The organism is Mycobacterium kansasii ATCC 12478 (genome assembly GCF_000157895.3).
Lineage (GTDB): Bacteria > Actinomycetota > Actinomycetes > Mycobacteriales > Mycobacteriaceae > Mycobacterium > Mycobacterium kansasii.
Genome location: NC_022663.1, coordinates 5829063 through 5847496 on the forward strand (window position 1 = coordinate 5829063; position 18434 = coordinate 5847496).

Here is an 18434-nt window from a genome sequence, read left to right on the forward strand (position 1 = left end):
GGTCAGTCCGACGTACGCCGTTGGGCTCGTACGTACCAAAACGACATTTCCGTTTCGGTCCCGTCCATTTCGCGGCGCACCGTGACGGGCTCCAGTGATTCGACATCCCACGCGGCGCCGCCGAGCACGTCGCGCAGTGTCTGCTCGGATACCGCCGGTCGTGGCCATTGCTCATTCGGCGGATTGGCGTCCGAGAAGCAACTGATCAGCAGGGTGGCCCCCGGCCGGGTGGCCCGGTGCACGGCCGCCGCATAGCTGCGCTTGCCGTCGTCGTCGAGGCAATGGAACATGCCGCTGTCGATCACGGTGTCGAATCTGTCGGTATAGCCGTCGAGCGTGGTGGCGTCGGCTGCCGCGAACCTCACGTCGACTCCGGCGTCGGCGGCGCGGCGTTCGGCGGTGATCAGTGCGGTCGGAGAAATGTCCATAGCGGTCACGCGGTGTCCGTGCTGAGCCAGATAGATCGCGTTGTCGCCGAACCCGCAGCCGATGTCGAGCACCTCACCGTGGACCCAGCCACCGGTCTGCCACGCGATCACGTTCTCCTTGGGCGCCTTGGTATCCCACGGCGGCGTCGTCATCGGCGGGATGCCCGGGCCGGGACTTTCCCCGCGATACAGCGCATCGAAATCCATGCGCGGACGGTCGGATTCGTTTGCGGAAGGGTTGGGATCCGTCACATTCGCCAGGATAGAGCCCTGGCCGACGAGCTGGTTCGGCACGCCGCATCTTCGCTCAAACCTTTTGTGCTGGCGGATGTCTAACGACCGCACCGAGTCGGCTGTCATGCTGCGGTATCGAGTGTGCAGTGGCGGCTTTGAGGGTGCATGTAGGGCGGGAAATCCGCGATCGGGCCGCCCTGACGGCACAGTCGGCGCCCTGAGCGCACAATCGGCGCCCCCAGCGCACAGTCGGCGCCGGACATTGGCGTGCCCACCCACCCGCACCAGCCCATGATCTTCATCCCATCACACCGGGGCGCAGCCCCATGACCGCTCAGAGCGACGACTCCGGCAGTCGGCGGCGTTGTCGCTGTGGGCTGGACATCTTCTCTCCAGAGGCCACTGTGGCGGAAGTGACAAGACACGCGACGGCGAAATCCGCCACGCCGCCCGCATCGTTGCTGTATCCGAAGCAGGTGCTACGCTCCCGGGCAGCCGACATCCTTTAACGATCCGTCCAGAGAGGCGGAGAAGGAGGTCACCATCTCGCATGGGTACTGTGAGTGATGCCGCGAACGGCCGCGAACTGATGTCCGCCGCCGACGTCGGTCGCACCATTTCCCGCATCGCGCACCAGGTCATCGAAAAAACCGCGCTGGATAGCCCCGACTCGCCGCGGGTGGTGCTGTTGGGCATCCCGACTCGCGGCGTGTCCCTGGCCCGGCGGCTGGCAACCCATATCCGCGAATACAGCGGTGTCGATGTTGCCCACGGCGCCCTGGACATCACGCTGTATCGCGATGACCTGATGAGCAAGCCGCCGCGGCCGCTGGAGGAGACGGAGATCCCCGCCGGTGGTATAGATGACGCTCTGGTGATTCTGGTCGATGACGTGCTGTACTCCGGTCGCTCGGTGCGCTCCGCCCTGGACGCGCTGCGCGATGTGGGCCGGCCGCGCGCGGTGCAGTTGGCAGTCCTGGTCGACCGCGGCCATCGGGAACTGCCGGTGCGTGCCGACTACGTCGGCAAGAACGTGCCGACCTCCCGCAGCGAGAGCGTGCACGTGCAGCTGCGCGAACACGACGGGCACGACGGCGTGGTGATCTCGCGATGAGGCCCGGTCATGAGTAGGCATCTGCTGGCCGCCGGCGACCTGAGCCGCGACCAGGCCACCGCCATCCTCGACGACGCCGATCGGTTCGCCCAGGCTCTGGTCGGCCGCGAGGTCCGCAAGCTGCCGACGCTGCGCGGCCGCACCATCGTCACCATGTTCTACGAGAACTCGACGCGAACTCGGGTGTCCTTCGAGGTGGCCGGCAAGTGGATGAGCGCGGACGTGATCAACGTCAGCGCGGCCGGATCCTCGGTGGGCAAGGGCGAGTCGCTGCGCGACACCGCGCTGACCCTGCGTGCGGCCGGCGCCGATGCCCTGATCATCCGCCACCCGGCCTCGGGTGCGGCGCGGCTGCTGGCCGACTGGACCAGAAACGGCGAGGACGGCCCGTCGGTGATCAACGCCGGCGACGGCACGCACGAGCACCCCACCCAGGCGTTGCTGGACGCGCTGACCATCCGGCAGCGGCTCGGCGGCATCGAGGGCCGTCGCGTCGTGATCGTCGGCGACATCCTGCACAGCCGGGTGGCGCGCTCCAACGTCATGTTGCTGCACACGCTGGGTGCCGAGGTGGTGCTGGTGGCGCCGCCGACATTGCTGCCGGTGGGGGCCGAAGGTTGGCCGGTCACCGTGTCCTACGACTTCGACGCCGAATTACCGGCCGCCGACGCGGTGCTGATGTTGCGGGTGCAGGCCGAGCGGATGAACGGCGGCTTCTTCCCGTCCGTGCGCGAGTATTCGGTGCGCTACGGCCTTTCCGACCGGCGGCAGGCGATGCTTCCCGGCCATGCCGTGGTGCTACATCCCGGGCCGATGCTGCGTGGCATGGAGATCGCCTTTTCGGTTGCCGACTCGTCGCAATCGGCTGTGCTGCAACAGGTTTCCAACGGTGTCCACGTGCGGATGGCGGTGTTGTTCCATCTGTTGGTGGGTGCCGAGTCGGCCGGGAAAGAAGGTGCGGCGTGACTGTGTTCATCCGCGGGGTCCGGCTGTACGGCGAGGGGGAGCGGGTCGACGTATTGGTCGATGATGGCCAGATCGCCGATATCGGCGCGGGGCTGGCCATCCCGGACCGGGCCGACGTCATCGACGCCACCGGCCAGGTGCTGCTGCCCGGCCTGGTCGACTTGCACACCCATCTTCGCGAGCCCGGCCGCGAATACGCCGAAGACATCGAAACCGGCTCGGCCGCAGCGGCTTTGGGCGGATACACCGCGGTGTTCGCGATGGCCAACACCCACCCGGTGGCCGACAGCCCGGTGGTCACCGACCATGTGTGGCGCCGCGGTCAGGAGGTGGGTCTGGTCGACGTGCACCCGGTCGGCGCGGTGACGGTGGGGCTGGCCGGGGCCGAGCTCACCGAGATGGGCATGATGAACGCCGGTGCCGCCGCGGTGCGGATGTTCTCCGACGACGGCGTCTGCGTGCACGACCCGCTGGTGATGCGCCGCGCCCTGGAATATGCCACCGGTCTGGGCGTGCTGATCGCCCAGCACGCCGAGGAGCCCAGGCTGACCGCCGGGGCCGTGGCGCACGAAGGTCCGAACGCCGCGCGGCTGGGGCTGTCGGGATGGCCCAGGGCCGCCGAGGAATCCATCGTTGCCCGCGACGCGCTGCTGGCCCGCGACGCGGGTGCCCGGGTGCACATCTGCCACGCCTCTACCGCTGGTACCGTCGAGATCCTGAAATGGGCTAAGAAACAGGGCATTTCGATCACGGCCGAGGTCACCCCACACCACTTGCTGCTCGACGACGGCCGACTTGCCGGCTACGACGGGGTGAACCGGGTCAACCCGCCGCTGCGCGAAGCCGCCGACGCCAGCGCCCTGCGGCAAGCGCTGGCCGAGGGAATCATCGATTGTGTGGCCACCGACCACGCCCCACACGCCGAACACGAGAAGTGTGTCGAATTCGCCGCGGCGCGTCCCGGCATGCTCGGGTTGCAGACCGCGCTGTCGGTGGTGGTGCAGACGATGGTGCAGCCGGGCCTGTTGAATTGGCGTGGCGTGGCGCGGGTGATGAGCGAGAATCCGGCGCGAATCGTGGGTCTGCCTGACCATGGGCGTCCGCTGCAGGTAGGGGAGCCGGCCAATCTGACTGTGGTGGACCCCGAGGCCACCTGGACGGTCACCGGGTCGGAGCTGGCCAGCCGCTCGGCGAACACCCCCTACGAATCGATGACATTGCCGGCCACTGTGACGATGACCTTGCTGCGCGGGAAGGTCACCGCCCGGGACGGGAAGAGTCCCGCATGAACCGCGCCGGCGACGATGCAGTGGGGGTACCACCCGCTTGCGGGGGAGAGCGGCGCGCATGAACTCGGGCACGCTGGTGGGCTCGCTGATCTTCGCAACGGTGCTGGTGGTGACGATCGCGGCGGTGCTCGCGTTGATGATGCGGGGCTGGCGGCGGCGCGCGCAGCAGCAGGCGGAACGGATCGGCGAGCTGCCCGACGTTCCCGGGCAGGTGGGCGCCGCGACCGCCACGCTCCGCGGTGTCTACGTCGGCTGCACGCTCTCGCCGGCATGGAACGACCGGGTCAACGCCGGCGATCTCGGGTACCGCAGCAAGGCGGTGCTGACCCGCCACCAGGACGGAATTCTGCTGGAACGTATTGGGGCGCAGCCGCTTTGGATTCCATGGCAGTCCATCACCGCGCTGCGTGCGGAGCGCGGCATCGCCGGTAAGGTCGCCGCCCGGGACGGGATTTTGGCGGTCCGGTGGCAACTGCCATCGGGCGTCGAGATCGACACCGGGTTCCGGGCGGACAACCGCGATGACTTGGACGGTTGGGTGGACGGTTGGACGGAAGGAGCCGCGTGAGCAAGGCCCTGCTGGTACTCGAGGACGGCCGCGTCTTCACCGGAACGCCATTCGGCGCCATCGGCCAAACGCTGGGCGAAGCCGTGTTCAGCACCGGCATGTCCGGCTACCAGGAGACGCTGACCGACCCCAGTTATCACCGCCAGATCGTGGTGGCCACCGCGCCGCAGATCGGCAACACCGGCTGGAACGGCGAGGACGCCGAGAGTCGCGGCGACAAGATCTGGGTTGCCGGCTACGCGGTGCGTGACCCGTCGCCGCGAGCCTCCAACTGGCGCGCCACCGGCACCCTCGAAGACGAGCTGATCCGCCAGCACATCGTCGGCATCGCCGGCATCGACACCCGGGCCGTGGTGCGTCATCTGCGCAGCCGGGGGTCGATGAAGGCAGGGGTGTTCTCGGGTGCTGCGCTCGCTGAGGCCCCCGACGTAGCCGAGTTGCTGCAGCGCGTGCAGGGCCAGCCGCCCATGCTGGGCGCCGATCTCGCCGGCGAGGTCAGTACCCCGCAGCCGTATGTCGTCGAACCCGAAGGGCCACCTGGACTACCCAGGTTTACCGTCGTCGCATTCGACCTAGGTATCAAGACCAACACGCCGCGCAACTTCGCCCGGCGCGGGATCCGCAGTTACGTGCTGCCCTCGTCGGCGAGTTTCGACCAGGTCGCCGACATCAACCCACACGGCGTGTTCCTGTCCAACGGGCCCGGTGACCCGGCGACCGCGGACCACGTCGTCGCCCTCACCCGCGAAGTGCTGGGCGCCGGAATCCCGTTGTTCGGTATCTGTTTCGGCAATCAGATCCTGGGCCGCGCGCTGGGACTGTCAACCTACAAGATGGTCTTCGGTCACCGCGGGATCAACATCCCGGTGATCGACCACGCCACCGGGCGAGTCGCGGTGACCGCGCAGAACCACGGCTTCGCGCTGGAAGGCGAGGCCGGGCAACGCTTCGACACGCCGTTCGGTCCGGCCGTCGTCAGCCACACCTGCGCCAATGACGGGGTGGTCGAGGGCGTCAGACTGACTGACGGACGGGCCTTTTCGGTCCAATACCACCCCGAGGCCGCAGCCGGGCCGCACGACGCGGAGTACCTGTTCGACCAATTTGTCGAGCTGATGGAGGGCCAGTGATGGTGAGGGCTCGTGTCCATACAGCGACACGTCGTAACAGGTGGACAGCTGCGTCCGCTCGCGCCCAGAAAGGGGAGTGCTAGTGCCGCGTCGCTCCGACTTGCGCCACGTCCTGGTCATCGGCTCGGGGCCGATCGTCATCGGACAGGCGTGCGAGTTCGACTACTCCGGCACACAGGCCTGCCGGGTGCTGCGCGCCGAGGGATTGCAGGTCAGCCTGGTCAACTCCAACCCGGCCACCATCATGACCGACCCGGAATACGCCGACTTCACCTACGTCGAGCCCATCACCCCGGCCTTCGTCGAACGGGTGATCGCCCAACAGGCCGAGCGCGGCAACAAGATCGACGCGCTGCTGGCCACGTTGGGGGGCCAGACGGCGCTCAACACCGCGGTCGCGCTGTATGAGAACGGGGTACTGGATCGCTACGGGGTCGAGTTGATCGGCGCCGACTTCGACGCCATCCAGCGCGGCGAGGACCGGCAGCGGTTCAAGGACATCGTCACCAAGGTCGGCGGCGAATCGGCCCGTAGCCGAGTGTGTTTCACCATGGACGAGGTCCGTGAGACGGTAGACGAACTCGGCCTGCCGGTGGTGGTGCGGCCGTCGTTCACCATGGGCGGACTGGGCTCGGGGATGGCGCATTCGGCCGACCAGGTGGACCGGATGGCCGGCGCCGGGCTGGCAGCCTCGCCCAGCGCCAACGTGCTGATCGAGGAATCCATCTACGGCTGGAAGGAATTCGAGCTCGAGCTGATGCGCGATAGCCACGACAACGTGGTGGTGGTGTGCTCCATCGAGAACGTCGACCCGATGGGTGTTCACACCGGTGACTCGGTCACCGTCGCGCCGGCGATGACGCTGACCGACCGCGAATACCAGCGGATGCGTGATCTGGGGATCGCGATCCTGCGTGAGGTCGGTGTGGACACCGGCGGCTGTAACATCCAGTTCGCGGTCAACCCGCGCGACGGCCGGCTGATCGTGGTCGAGATGAATCCGCGGGTGTCGCGGTCAAGTGCGTTGGCGTCCAAGGCCACCGGCTTCCCGATCGCCAAGATCGCCGCGAAGCTGGCCATCGGTTACACCCTCGACGAGATCGTCAACGACATCACCAAGGAGACTCCGGCTTGCTTCGAACCCACCCTCGACTACGTCGTGGTCAAGTCGCCGCGGTTCGCGTTCGAGAAATTCCCCGGCGCCGATCCGACGCTGACCACCACCATGAAATCGGTGGGCGAGGCAATGTCGTTGGGCCGCAACTTCGTCGAGGCGCTCGGCAAGGTGATGCGCTCGTTGGAGACCAAGCGCGCCGGGTTCTGGACGGCCCCGGACCCCGAAGGCGACATCGATCAGGTGTTGACCCGGCTGCAGACTCCCACCGAAGGCCGGCTCTACGACCTCGAACTGGCCCTGCGGCTGGGCGCTTCGGTGGAACAAGCCGCCGAGGCCAGCGGCGTCGACCCGTGGTTCGTCGCCCAGATCGGTGAACTCGTCAAGCTGCGTGCTGAACTGGTCGACGCGCCGGTACTGGACGCGGAGCTGCTCCGACACGCCAAGCACAGCGGACTGTCGGATCGCCAGATCGCGTCGTTGCGGCCGGAATTGGCGGGGGAGGCCGGGGTCCGATCACTGCGCGAGCGACTGGGCGTCCACCCGGTGTACAAGACAGTGGACACCTGCGCGGCCGAGTTCGAGGCCAAGACGCCCTACCACTACAGCAGCTACGAGCTGGACCCGGGCGCCGAGAGCGAGGTGGCGCCGCAGACCGAAAGACCCAAAGTACTGATCCTGGGATCGGGTCCCAACCGCATCGGGCAGGGCATCGAATTCGACTACAGTTGCGTGCACGCGGCAACCACGCTGAGCCAGGCCGGTTTTGAGACCGTGATGATCAACTGCAACCCGGAGACGGTGTCCACCGACTACGACACCGCCGACCGGCTCTACTTCGAGCCGCTGACCTTCGAAGACGTCCTCGAGGTGTTCCGCGCCGAGCAACAGTCGGCCGTTGGCGGCCCGGGAGTTGCCGGGGTCATCGTGCAACTCGGCGGCCAGACCCCACTGGGGCTGGCACAGCGCCTTGCCGACGCCGGCGTCCCGATCGTGGGCACCCCGCCGGAAGCGATCGACCTGGCCGAGGACCGCGGGGCCTTCGGCGACCTGCTGAGCACCGCGGGCCTGCCGGCGCCGAAATACGGCACCGCAACGACTTTCGCGCAGGCCCGCCGGATCGCCGACGAGATCGGCTATCCGGTGCTGGTGCGGCCATCGTATGTGTTGGGTGGCCGGGGCATGGAGATCGTCTACGACGAGGAGACGCTGAAGGGCTACATCACGCGGGCCACCGAGCTCTCGCCCGAACATCCGGTGCTGGTCGACCGTTTCCTCGAAGATGCGGTCGAGATCGACGTGGATGCGCTGTGTGACGGCACCGAGGTCTATATCGGCGGAATCATGGAACACATCGAGGAAGCCGGGGTCCACTCCGGCGATTCGGCCTGCGCGCTGCCGCCGGTGACGTTGGGACGCAGCGACATCGAGAAGGTACGCAAGGCCACCGAAGCCATCGCGCACGGTATCGGGGTGGTGGGGTTGCTCAATGTGCAATACGCACTCAAAGACGATGTCCTCTACGTCCTGGAGGCCAACCCGCGCGCCAGCCGAACGGTGCCGTTCGTTTCGAAGGCCACCGCGGTGCCTCTCGCCAAGGCCTGTGCCCGGATCATGTTGGGCGCCAGTATTTCTCAGCTGCGTGCCGAAGGCATGCTAGTGGCCTCGGGTGACGGCGGGAACGCCGACCCGTACGCCCCCATCGCGGTCAAGGAAGCCGTGTTGCCGTTTCATCGGTTCCGCCGCGCCGACGGGGCCGCCATCGATTCGCTGTTGGGCCCGGAGATGAAATCCACCGGCGAGGTGATGGGCATCGACCGTGATTTCGGCAGCGCGTTCGCCAAGAGTCAGACGGCGGCTTACGGCTCGCTACCGGCTCACGGGACGGTGTTCGTCTCGGTCGCCAACCGCGACAAGCGCTCACTGGTGTTCCCGGTAAAACGACTCGCCGACTTGGGGTTTCGCGTTCTGGCCACTGAGGGGACCGCAGAGATGCTGCGCCGCAACGGGATTCCGTGTGACGAGGTACGCAAGCATTTCGAGTCGCCGCAGCCGGGCCGCCCCGAGATGTCGGCCGTCGACGCCATCCGCGCCGGCGAGGTCGATATGGTCATCAACACTCCCTACGGCAATTCCGGTCCGCGCATTGACGGCTATGAGATCCGCTCGGTCGCGGTGGCCGTCAACATTCCGTGCATCACCACGGTGCAGGGCGCCTCGGCTGCCGTGCAGGGCATCGAAGCCGGGATTCGCGGCGACATCGGAGTCCGGTCGCTACAAGAATTGCACCGCGCGATCGATTCGCGGAGCACCGACCGGTGACCGGCTTCGGAGCGCGGTTGGCCAAGGCCAAGGCGCGCCGGGGGCCGCTGTGTTTGGGCATCGATCCCCATCCCGAGCTGCTGCGGGCCTGGGATCTGCCGGCCACCGCCGACGGCTTGGCCGCGTTCTGCGATATCTGCGTACAGGCCTACGCCGGTTTCGCGGTGGTCAAGCCCCAGGTGGCGTTCTTCGAGGCCTACGGTGCGGCGGGATATGCGGTGCTGGAACGCACCATTGCCGCGTTACGAGCCAACGGGGTGCTGGTGCTGGCGGACGCCAAGCGCGGCGACATCGGGTCCACGATGGCCGCCTACGCCGCGGCCTGGACCGGCGACTCGCCGTTGGCCGTCGACGCTGTGACCGCCTCGCCGTACCTGGGGTTCGGGTCGCTGCGGCCCCTGCTGGAGGTCGCTGCGGCTCATGACCGAGGGGTGTTCGTGTTGGCGGCGACGTCCAATCCCGAGGGTGCGACGGTGCAGCGTGCCGACGCCGACGGCCGCACGGTGGCGCAGCTGATCGTCGACCACGTCGCCGCAGCTAACCAGGCGACCAAACCCGGGCCCGGATCCGTCGGCGTGGTGGTCGGGGCAACCGTCCTGCAGCCCCCCGACCTGAGCTCCCTGGGCGGACCGGTGCTGGTGCCCGGTGTCGGGGTGCAGGGTGGGCGGCCCGAAGCGCTCGGCGGACTGGGCGGGGCGGCGCCGGACCAGCTGTTGCCCGCGGTGTCGCGTGAGGTGCTGCGGGCGGGTCCTCGCGTGGCGGAATTGCGCGCGGCGGCCGAACGGATGCGCGACGTCGTCGCCTACCTCGCCGCGGTGTGACTGCGAGCCGAGCAGCGCACCCGCCCCGCCGGCTACAACAGCACCCCGTTTTGCCCGGCGAAGCCGGGTGGGCCGATCAACTTCCCGCCGTCGCCGCCGGCACCGCCGGCGCCACCGGTGCCGACGGCACTGGTGACGTCACCGCCGTTACCACCGTTCCCGCCGTCGCCGATCAGCCCAGCCTTGCCGCCGGCCCCGCCGGCCCCTCCGGTGGTGGCGCCGGTGCCGGTGGCGGTGCCGCCGACCCCGCCGCTACCGCCGGAGCCGAAAATCCCGAGTGCGGTGCCACCATCGCCGCCGGCCCCGCCGGTGCCACCGGCGGCTTCGCTGGCCCCGCCGGAACCGCCCGTGCCGCCACTGCCACTGAACGCGCCGGCCCACCCGCCGTTACCGCCGGCCCCGCCGGTGCTCAGGGCGCTGGCCCCGCCAGCGCCGCCGGCCCCGCCCGCGCCGCTGAGACGTGCGTTGCCGCCGGCCCCGCCTTTGCCGCCGTTGTCACCGGCGCCGCCGCTGAACCCGCCGGCTCCGCCGTGGCCGCCGTCGCCAAACCCGTAGGCGTTGCCGCCGGCTCCGCCGGCCCCGCCGAGACCGGCCCCGGCGAACCCGCCGGGGCCGCCGTTACCGGCGGAGCCGAACCCGTAGGCGTTGCCGCCGGATCCGCCGTTCCCGGCGCTGGTGCCCATCGCGCTATGCCCGGCTTCACCGCCGTCGCCGCCGAAGCCGAACAATAGGCCGCCGTCGCCGCCATTACCGGCGGACCCCCCGCTGCCTTTGGAGGTGGACCCGCCTTCGCCGCCCATCCCGCCGGAACCGAACAGCGTTGCGGACCCTGCGTTCCCCCCGGCGCCGCCGACGCCGGTAGGACTGGGCCCGCCCTTGCCGCCGTCACCTCCGTTGCCGAACGCCCCGCCGTCCCCACCCTTACCGCCGGCCCCACCGAAATTGGAGTCGGCCACCCCACCGTATCCGCCGGCGCCGCCGCTGCCGATCAGCGAGCCGCCGTGCCCGCCGGCCCCGCCGACGCCGCCATCGCCTTTGAAGCTATACCCGCCGGCTCCGCCGGCGCCTCCGGCGCCGTAGAGCACGCCAGCTGCGCCGCCGGCTCCGCCGGCGCCTCCGTCACCGGCGGTGGTGCCGCCGAGGCCGCCGGCACCGCCAGCCCCGCCGTCGCCGATCAGCCGGCTGGCCCCGCCGTGCCCGCCGGCCCCGCCATCGCCGGCGCCGCCCCCAGCCCCGCCGGCCCCGCCGGCCCCGCCGGCGCCGAACAGCCCACCGAGCCCGCCTCCTCCGCCGGCCCCGCCGGCGCTGCCCGTGGCCCCAGCGCTACCGCCGACCCCACCGGCGCCGCCGGGGCCGTACAACAGTCCGCCGAATCCGCCGTTACCGCCGGCCCCGCCGGTGCTCAGGGCGCTGGCCCCGCCAGCGCCGCCGGCCCCGCCCGCGCCGCTGAGACGTGCGTTGCCGCCGGCCCCGCCTTTGCCGCCGTTGTCACTGGCGCCGCCGCTGAACCCGCCGGTCCCGCCGTGGCCGCCGTCGCCAAACCCGTAGGCGTTGCCGCCGGCTCCGCCGGCCCCGCCGAGACCGGCCCCGGCGACCGCGCCGGGGCCGCCGTTACCGGCGGAGCCGAACCCGTAGGCGTTGCCGCCGGACCCGCCGTTCCCGGCGCTGGTGCCCATCGCGCTATGCCCGCCTTCACCGCCGTCGCCGCCGATGCCGAACCATAGGCCGCCGTCGCCGCCATTACCGGCCGACCCCCCGCTGCCTTTGGAGGAGGCCCCGCCGTCGCCGCCCATCCCGCCGGAACCGAACAGCGTTGCGGACCCTGCGTTCCCCCCGACGCCGCCGACGCCGGTAGGACTGGGCCCGCCATTGCCGCCGCCACCTCCGTTGCCGAAAAGCCCGCCGTCCCCACCCTTACCGCCGGCCCCACCGAAATTGGAGTCGGCGGTCCCGCCGTACCCGCCGGCGCCGCCGTTGCCAATCAGCGAGCCGCCGTGCCCGCCGGCCCCGCCGATACCGCCATCGCCTTTGAAGCTAAACCCGCCGTCCCCGCCGGCGCCTCCGCTGCCGTAGAGCACGCCAGCTGCGCCGCCGGCTCCGCCGGCGCCTCCGTCACCGGCGGTGGTGCCGCCGATGCCGCCGGCACCGCCAGCCCCGCCGTCGCCGATCAGCCGGCTGGCCCCGCCGTGCCCGCCGGCCCCGCCATCGCCGGTGCCGCTCCCGAGCCCGCCGGCCCCGCCGGCCCCGCCGGCGCCGAACAGCCCACCGAGCCCGCCCGCCCCGCCGGCCCCGCCGGCGCTGCCCGTGGCCCCAGCGCCACCGCCGACCCCGCCGGCGCCGCCGGGGCCGTACAACATGCCGCCGAATCCGCCGTTGCCACCGGCCCCGCCGGTGCCGCCGACCGTGGTATTGGGCCCGCCAGTACCGCCGGTGCCCCCGGCCCCGAACAGTCCGGCGTCCCCGCCGTTGCCGCCCGGCATACCTGGCGCGCCCGACCCGCCCGCCCCGCCGTTGCCGAACAAGTACCCACCCGGCCCGCCGGGTGCCCCAGTTCCCGGCGCGCCGTTGGCGCCGTTGCCGATCAGCGGACGGTTGAACAGCGTCTGGGTGGGCGCATTTACCAGGTCAAGCAACTCCTGCCCGAGGTTGGGGGGCTGCGCGGCCGCCGGCGCCCAGCCGCCAGTCAGCGCGCTCGTCAGGATCTGCTGGACGTTGGCGGCCTCGGCGCTGGCATATGAGCCGGCGGCGGCGCTCAACGCCTGGGAAAACCAGCGATGAAACGACTCTGCTTGAGCGCTGACCGCCTGATACGCTGCGCCATGCGACCCGAATAACGCGGCGATGCCCGCCGAAACCTCATCGGCGGCCGCTGCCAGCACGGTGGTCGTCGGGGCGGCCGCGGCCGCGTTGGCTGCATTGAGGGCCGAACCGATACCGGCCAGATCCGTCGTCGCCCCTAGCAGTGCCTCGGGTGTTGAGGTCACAAACGACATCTGACACCTCCGAACACTTGAGCCCCGATCGAGGAGTCAAGCCCGACGATGGCCGGATCGTATCGCGAGCCGCGCAAGGTAATTCGGGATTTCTCGAACCCGCCTTTCGGTAACGAAGGATCGGCGCGTTTGATGGTCGCTGCATTGGACGTGGCTGGTCGCCGATCGCGGCCACGCCGCGGTAGCAAACAGCTTGGGAATAGCTACGACCCTCGGCCAGACGAGTCTTGGTTGGTCCGTCAAGGTGTCTTCGGTCGGTCCATCGACGGACGGTGTTGTCGCCGCTCCCAAAGACCGACGAGCAGCGGCTGTTCTGGTGATGCCGCAGCGCGACACGCGCGACACATCACGAAAATGCGTGGTCCCAATCACGTGGATTTCCCGGTGCCCGCTGCCGCCGTTCGTGGCGGCCGGATGCGGCGCCACGCGAGTTGCCTTACCAGCACTAAAACCGCAGCTAGATAGGGGTTATCCGGATCCAGAAACCGGGCGTGTCACCGCGAATGTGAGGTCATGTCAAGCCGCTTTCAGCACGACTTGTCGAGGCGCCGGCAGATGTCTCACGCTGGTCCCACGCTGGGCATTCGTCGCCGTAACCAGGGGGTCGGGTTAGATTTCGTCAGACAGCGTGAGTACGGTCGTCTGCGCTGGCTGGAGTACCCGGCCAAGACAAATGAAGATCGACAGATATCCGAAAGATATCGATGAGAGACGGAGGAATCGTGGCCCTTCCCCAGTTGACCGACGAGCAGCGCGCGGCCGCGTTGGAGAAGGCTGCTGCCGCACGTCGAGCGCGAGCAGAGCTCAAGGACCGGCTCAAGCGTGGCGGCACCAACCTCACCCAGGTGCTCAAGGACGCCGAAACCGACGAAGTCTTGGGCAAGATGAAGGTGTCCGCGCTGCTTGAGGCGTTGCCGAAGGTGGGCAAGGTCAAGGCGCAGGAAATCATGACCGAGTTGGAGATCGCGCCGACTCGCCGCCTGCGTGGTCTGGGCGACCGTCAGCGCAAGGCGTTGCTGGAAAAATTCGGCTCCGCCTAGCCCAGCCCCCCGCAGACAATGCAGGCCGGAGGGCCTGAGGTGGGTGTTCCGCCCGCGTGCGGGGGCGAGGCGGGCCGCCCAGCCCGACGCCCGAGAATGCACTCCGAGCGGCCTGTAGGGGGAGTCGGTCCGGGGGCATCAGCCAGTGCCAGCGGGGGACCGGGCACCGGACGCGTAGTCGTGTTGTCCGGTCCCTCCGCGGTCGGCAAGTCGACCGTGGTCCGGTGCCTGCGTGAGCGGATCCCGAACCTGCACTTCAGCGTCTCGGCCACGACGCGGACGCCGCGCCCGGGTGAGGTCGACGGCGTCGACTACCATTTCGTCAGCCCCGCCCGTTTCCAGCAACTGATCGACGGCGGCGAACTGCTGGAATGGGCCGAGATCCACGGCGGCCTGCACCGATCGGGCACCCTGGCCAAGCCGGTGCGCCAAGCCGCCGCGTCGGGTGAGCCGGTTCTGATCGAGGTCGACCTCGCCGGGGCCAGGGCGATCAAGAAGGCGATGCCCGAGGCCATCACCGTGTTCTTGGCGCCGCCCAGCTGGCAAGACCTGGAGGCCAGACTGGTCGGTCGGGGAACCGAAACGCCGGAGGTCATCAGCCGCCGCCTGGACACCGCGCGCATCGAATTGGCAGCCCAACATGACTTCGACAAGGTCGTGGTGAACCGTCGATTGGAGTCTGCGTGCGCCGAATTGGTATCCTTGCTGGTTAGTGCTATGCCCGGCTCTGTATGAGTCCCAGCCGGATTTGAGAATCGAGATTTTTGCCGCTTTCGCACCGCTCTACGCCGCCAGGAGAAAGTCTTTCGTGAGTATTCCGCAGTCAGACGCGCCGCTAGCCGGTTCCGCCTCGGATCAGTTCGATCCGGCATCAGCCGGAATTGGGGCCTACGACACCCCGCTCGGCATCACCAACCCGCCCATCGACGAGTTGCTGGACCGCGTCTCGAGCAAATACGCGCTGGTGATTTACGCGGCGAAGCGTGCCCGGCAGATCAACGACTACTACAACCAGCTCGGCGAGGGCATCCTGGAGTACGTGGGTCCACTGGTCGAGCCCGGGTTGCAGGAAAAGCCGCTATCCATCGCCCTGCGCGAGATCCACGCCGACCTGCTCGAGCACACCGAGGGCGAGTAACAGGGCCGGGCCCGGATGGACCGAAAGCGGATCCCCAAACAGGTCATAGTCGGCGTCTCCGGTGGTATCGCCGCCTATAAGGCGTGCACCGTCGTTCGTCAGCTCGCCGAGGCCGGGCACCATGTCCGGGTCATCCCCACCGAATCCGCGCTGCGCTTTGTCGGGGCGGCGACCTTCGAGGCGCTCTCCGGCCAGCCGGTGCGCACCGACGTTTTCGACGACGTCCCGGCGGTCCCACACGTCCACCTGGGACAGCAGGCCGACCTCGTCGTCGTCGCACCGGCCACCGCCGACCTGCTGGCCCGGGCGGTGCACGGCCGCGCCGACGACCTGCTGACCGCGACTCTGCTCACGGCGCGATGTCCGGTGCTGTTCGCGCCGGCGATGCACACCGAGATGTGGTTGCATCCGGCCACCGTCGACAATGTCGCCACTCTGCGCCGCCGCGGGGCGGTGGTGCTCGAACCCGCGTTCGGGCGTCTCACCGGCAGTGACAGCGGCCCGGGACGACTGCCCGAGGCCGAGGAGATCACCACTTTTGCCCAGCTGCTGCTGGAGCGGCACGACGCCATGCCCTACGACCTCGCCGGCCGTAAGCTGCTGGTCACCGCGGGCGGCACCCGCGAGCCGATCGATCCGGTGCGCTTCATCGGCAACCGCAGCTCCGGCAAGCAGGGATATGCGGTCGCCCGGGTCGCCGCCCAGCGCGGCGCCGACGTCACGCTGATCGCCGGACATACCGCCGGGCTGATCGATCCTGCCGGCGTCAACGTGGTGCACGTCAGCTCGGCGCAGCAACTCGGCGACGCGGTGTCCAAGCACGCACCCGGGGTGGACGTGTTGGTGATGGCGGCCGCTGTCGCCGACTTCCGGCCGGCCCAGGTGTCGGCCGCCAAGATCAAGAAGGGCCCGGACGACCAGGCCGGGTCGCCGACGATCGAACTCCTACGCAACGACGACGTGCTGGCCGGCGTGGTGCGCGCCCGCGAGCATGGGCAGTTGCCCAAGATGCGTGCCATCGTGGGGTTCGCGGCCGAGACCGGTGACGCCAACGGCGACGTGCTGTTTCACGCAAGGGAAAAGCTTCGGCGCAAGGGCTGCGATCTGCTGGTCGTCAACGCCGTCGGGGACGGCAGGGCCTTCGAGGTGGACAACAACGATGGCTGGCTGCTGGCCTCCGACGGAACCGAGTCGGCGCTGCAGCACGGTTCCAAGACGCTGATGGCCAGTCGTATCGTTGACGCGATCGTCGCGTTTCTGCATGGCTGTACCGGGTAGCGGATCGGCGGGTCTAGGCCTGTACGGCTCCTGCAGAGGTGCTGGACGATCCCTTGCCCGAGTGGACGAGCTGGAATTGTTGCCGGAGGATATAATTCGGCTAACTAATTATTGGAAGGACGCAGAGTGAGCGAAAAGGGTCGGCTGTTTACCAGTGAGTCGGTGACAGAGGGACATCCCGACAAGATCTGTGATGCGATCAGCGACTCGGTCCTCGACGCGCTTCTGGCGGAGGATCCCCGCTCACGTGTCGCGGTCGAGACGTTGGTGACCACCGGGCAGGTACACGTGGTGGGCGAGGTGACCACCACGGCAAAGGCCGCGTTCGCCGACATCACCAATACCGTGCGCGCCCGGATTCTGCAGATCGGCTACGACTCGTCGGACAAGGGCTTCGACGGGGCATCCTGCGGCGTCAACATCGGCATCGGGGCACAGTCTCCGGACATCGCCCAGGGGGTCGACACCGCCCACGAGGCGCGCGTCGAAGGCGCGGCGGACCCGCTGGATGCTCAGGGCGCCGGCGACCAGGGGCTGATGTTCGGCTACGCGATCAACGACACCCCGGAACTGATGCCGCTGCCCATCGCGCTGGCCCACCGGCTGTCGCGGCGGCTGACCGAGGTCCGCAAGAACGGCGTGCTGCCCTACCTGCGGCCCGACGGCAAGACGCAGGTCACCATCGCCTACGAGGACAACGTCCCGGTGCGGCTGGACACCGTGGTGATCTCCACTCAGCACGCCGCCGACATCGACCTGGAGAAGACGCTGGATCCCGACATCCGCGAGCACGTGCTCAAGAGTGTGCTCGACGAATTGGCCCACCAGACCCTGGATGCCTCGCAGGTGCGGGTGCTGGTGAACCCCACCGGCAAGTTCGTGCTCGGCGGGCCCATGGGTGACGCCGGACTGACCGGCCGCAAGATCATCGTCGACACCTATGGCGGCTGGGCGCGCCACGGCGGCGGCGCGTTCTCCGGCAAGGACCCGTCCAAGGTGGACCGGTCGGCCGCGTACGCGATGCGCTGGGTGGCCAAGAACGTCGTCGCGGCCGGACTGGCCGAGCGGGTGGAGGTGCAGGTGGCCTACGCCATCGGCAAAGCCGCCCCGGTGGGCTTGTTCGTCGAGACGTTCGGCACCGAAACGGTCGACCCGGTCAAGATCGAGAAGGCCATCGGTGAGGTGTTCGATCTGCGGCCCGGGGCGATCATCCGCGACCTGGACCTGCTGCGCCCGATCTATGCGCCGACGGCTGCCTACGGGCATTTCGGCCGCACCGATATCGAACTGCCGTGGGAGCAGCTCAACAAGGTCGACGACCTCAAGCGCGCCATCTAGTTCCGGGCGCGAGCAGTCGCAGAATCGCATTACAAGGGCTGCCCGCGTGCGATTCTGTGTCTGCTCGCGAGCCGGGGTGCGCTCAGTGCCCGGTGCTGGGTGGCATCGGGTGATCGGGCTCCAACCCGGGCAGGCCGTCGATGCTGTGCTGGTTACGCTCGACTAGGCGGACGTAGGTTTCCTCGGATGCCTTGCCAAGATGTGCATCGAGCACCGGCCTTTCGTCGACAAGCTCGTAATAGGGCACCGCGAATCCGCACGCATCGGCGATCCGTTCCACGTCGACGACAATGGCGGCCCGGGTTCCCGCGTGCAGAGCCTTGAAATGCGTTCGAAGGCTGTCGAATTCGGCGTCGTCGGGGCGCACTACTCGTCCGGTGCCGAACAGTCGCAGGATCCGCGAATTGCGAGTGAACGAGCAGAACATGATGGTGATCCGGCCGTTGTCGCGCAGATGGGCAATTGTCTCGGTGCCACTGCCGAACAGGTCGAGATAGGCGAAGGTGTGGTCGTCGAGCACCGCGAAGGTGTCCCGATACCCCTTGGGGGAGAGGTTGACTCGACCGCCGTCGGATGGCGCGGTGGCAACGAAGAACATCGCCTGCTTGCCGATGAACTCCCTCAACGATTCGTCGATGTGGGAGAACACCTTCGCCATAGT

The 18434-nt window shown here is 68.9% G+C and carries 15 protein-coding genes; 12 read left to right on the forward strand and 3 right to left on the reverse strand.

What is annotated here, in order from left to right:
• Positions 1-2 precede the first annotated feature (2 nt).
• On the reverse strand, positions 3-635 hold the full coding sequence (locus tag MKAN_RS25375) for a class I SAM-dependent methyltransferase (protein WP_036392181.1): 633 nt from the start codon (positions 633-635) through the stop codon (positions 3-5).
• Between the two features lie 577 nt (positions 636-1212).
• Here MKAN_RS25375 and pyrR point away from each other — a divergent pair.
• The 7 genes from pyrR to pyrF all read left to right on the forward strand — a co-directional run bounded on the left by pyrR (position 1213) and on the right by pyrF (position 9986).
• Positions 1213-1776 carry a bifunctional pyr operon transcriptional regulator/uracil phosphoribosyltransferase PyrR gene (gene pyrR, locus MKAN_RS25380; RefSeq protein WP_023373109.1) on the forward strand — a complete coding sequence of 188 codons (564 nt, stop codon included), beginning with the start codon at positions 1213-1215 and terminating at the stop codon, positions 1774-1776.
• A 9-nt stretch (positions 1777-1785) separates the two neighbouring features.
• Complete coding sequence (locus MKAN_RS25385) at positions 1786-2742, forward strand: aspartate carbamoyltransferase catalytic subunit (RefSeq protein WP_023373111.1); 957 nt, start codon at positions 1786-1788, stop codon at positions 2740-2742.
• Positions 2739-4031 (forward strand): dihydroorotase, encoded by a 1293-nt coding sequence (locus MKAN_RS25390; RefSeq protein WP_023373113.1) that lies wholly within the window; start codon positions 2739-2741, stop codon positions 4029-4031. The genes MKAN_RS25385 and MKAN_RS25390 overlap by 4 nt, the downstream gene beginning before the upstream one ends.
• A 58-nt stretch (positions 4032-4089) precedes the next feature.
• Entirely contained in the window at positions 4090-4599 is a 510-nt protein-coding gene (locus MKAN_RS25395; protein ID WP_023373115.1) for a PH-like domain-containing protein, read from the forward strand.
• The gene (gene carA, locus MKAN_RS25400) at positions 4596-5729 is read left to right on the forward strand and encodes a glutamine-hydrolyzing carbamoyl-phosphate synthase small subunit (RefSeq protein WP_023373117.1); all 1134 of its coding nucleotides are present in this window, start codon (positions 4596-4598) and stop codon (positions 5727-5729) included. Before MKAN_RS25395 ends, carA begins: the two co-directional genes overlap by 4 nt.
• 82 nt (positions 5730-5811) lie before the next feature.
• Complete coding sequence (gene carB / locus MKAN_RS25405; RefSeq protein ID WP_023373119.1) at positions 5812-9165, forward strand: carbamoyl-phosphate synthase large subunit; 3354 nt, start codon at positions 5812-5814, stop codon at positions 9163-9165.
• Positions 9162-9986 carry an orotidine-5'-phosphate decarboxylase gene (gene pyrF, locus MKAN_RS25410; RefSeq protein ID WP_023373121.1) on the forward strand — a complete coding sequence of 275 codons (825 nt, stop codon included), beginning with the start codon at positions 9162-9164 and terminating at the stop codon, positions 9984-9986. Before carB ends, pyrF begins: the two co-directional genes overlap by 4 nt.
• Before the next feature lie 32 nt (positions 9987-10018).
• Here the strand turns inward: pyrF and MKAN_RS30815 are convergent, their stop codons facing one another.
• Positions 10019-12979, reverse strand: a complete 2961-nt coding sequence (locus MKAN_RS30815; protein WP_023373123.1) for a PE family protein — start codon at positions 12977-12979, stop codon at positions 10019-10021.
• Positions 12980-13701: 722 nt separating this feature from the next.
• Between MKAN_RS30815 and mihF the strand changes: the two genes are divergently transcribed.
• From mihF to metK, 5 genes are all read left to right on the forward strand, one after another.
• A complete protein-coding gene (gene mihF / locus MKAN_RS25420) occupies positions 13702-14019 on the forward strand; it encodes an integration host factor, actinobacterial type (RefSeq protein ID WP_015355818.1) in 318 nt (105 codons plus the stop codon).
• A 96-nt stretch (positions 14020-14115) separates the two neighbouring features.
• A complete protein-coding gene (gene gmk, locus MKAN_RS25425) occupies positions 14116-14754 on the forward strand; it encodes a guanylate kinase (protein WP_042312999.1) in 639 nt (212 codons plus the stop codon).
• A 73-nt stretch (positions 14755-14827) separates the two neighbouring features.
• A complete protein-coding gene (gene rpoZ / locus MKAN_RS25430) occupies positions 14828-15157 on the forward strand; it encodes a DNA-directed RNA polymerase subunit omega (RefSeq protein ID WP_023373127.1) in 330 nt (109 codons plus the stop codon).
• Between the two features lie 15 nt (positions 15158-15172).
• Positions 15173-16435, forward strand: coding sequence for a bifunctional phosphopantothenoylcysteine decarboxylase/phosphopantothenate--cysteine ligase CoaBC (coaBC, locus tag MKAN_RS25435; protein WP_023373129.1), 1263 nt, complete (start codon positions 15173-15175; stop codon positions 16433-16435).
• A gap of 126 nt (positions 16436-16561) precedes the next feature.
• A complete protein-coding gene (gene metK, locus MKAN_RS25440) occupies positions 16562-17773 on the forward strand; it encodes a methionine adenosyltransferase (protein ID WP_023373131.1) in 1212 nt (403 codons plus the stop codon).
• 82 nt (positions 17774-17855) lie between these two features.
• Here metK and MKAN_RS25445 read toward each other — a convergent pair whose 3' ends face one another.
• The gene (locus MKAN_RS25445; protein WP_023373133.1) at positions 17856-18431 is read right to left on the reverse strand and encodes a pyridoxamine 5'-phosphate oxidase family protein; all 576 of its coding nucleotides are present in this window, start codon (positions 18429-18431) and stop codon (positions 17856-17858) included.
• Between the last annotated feature and the right edge of the window lie 3 nt (positions 18432-18434).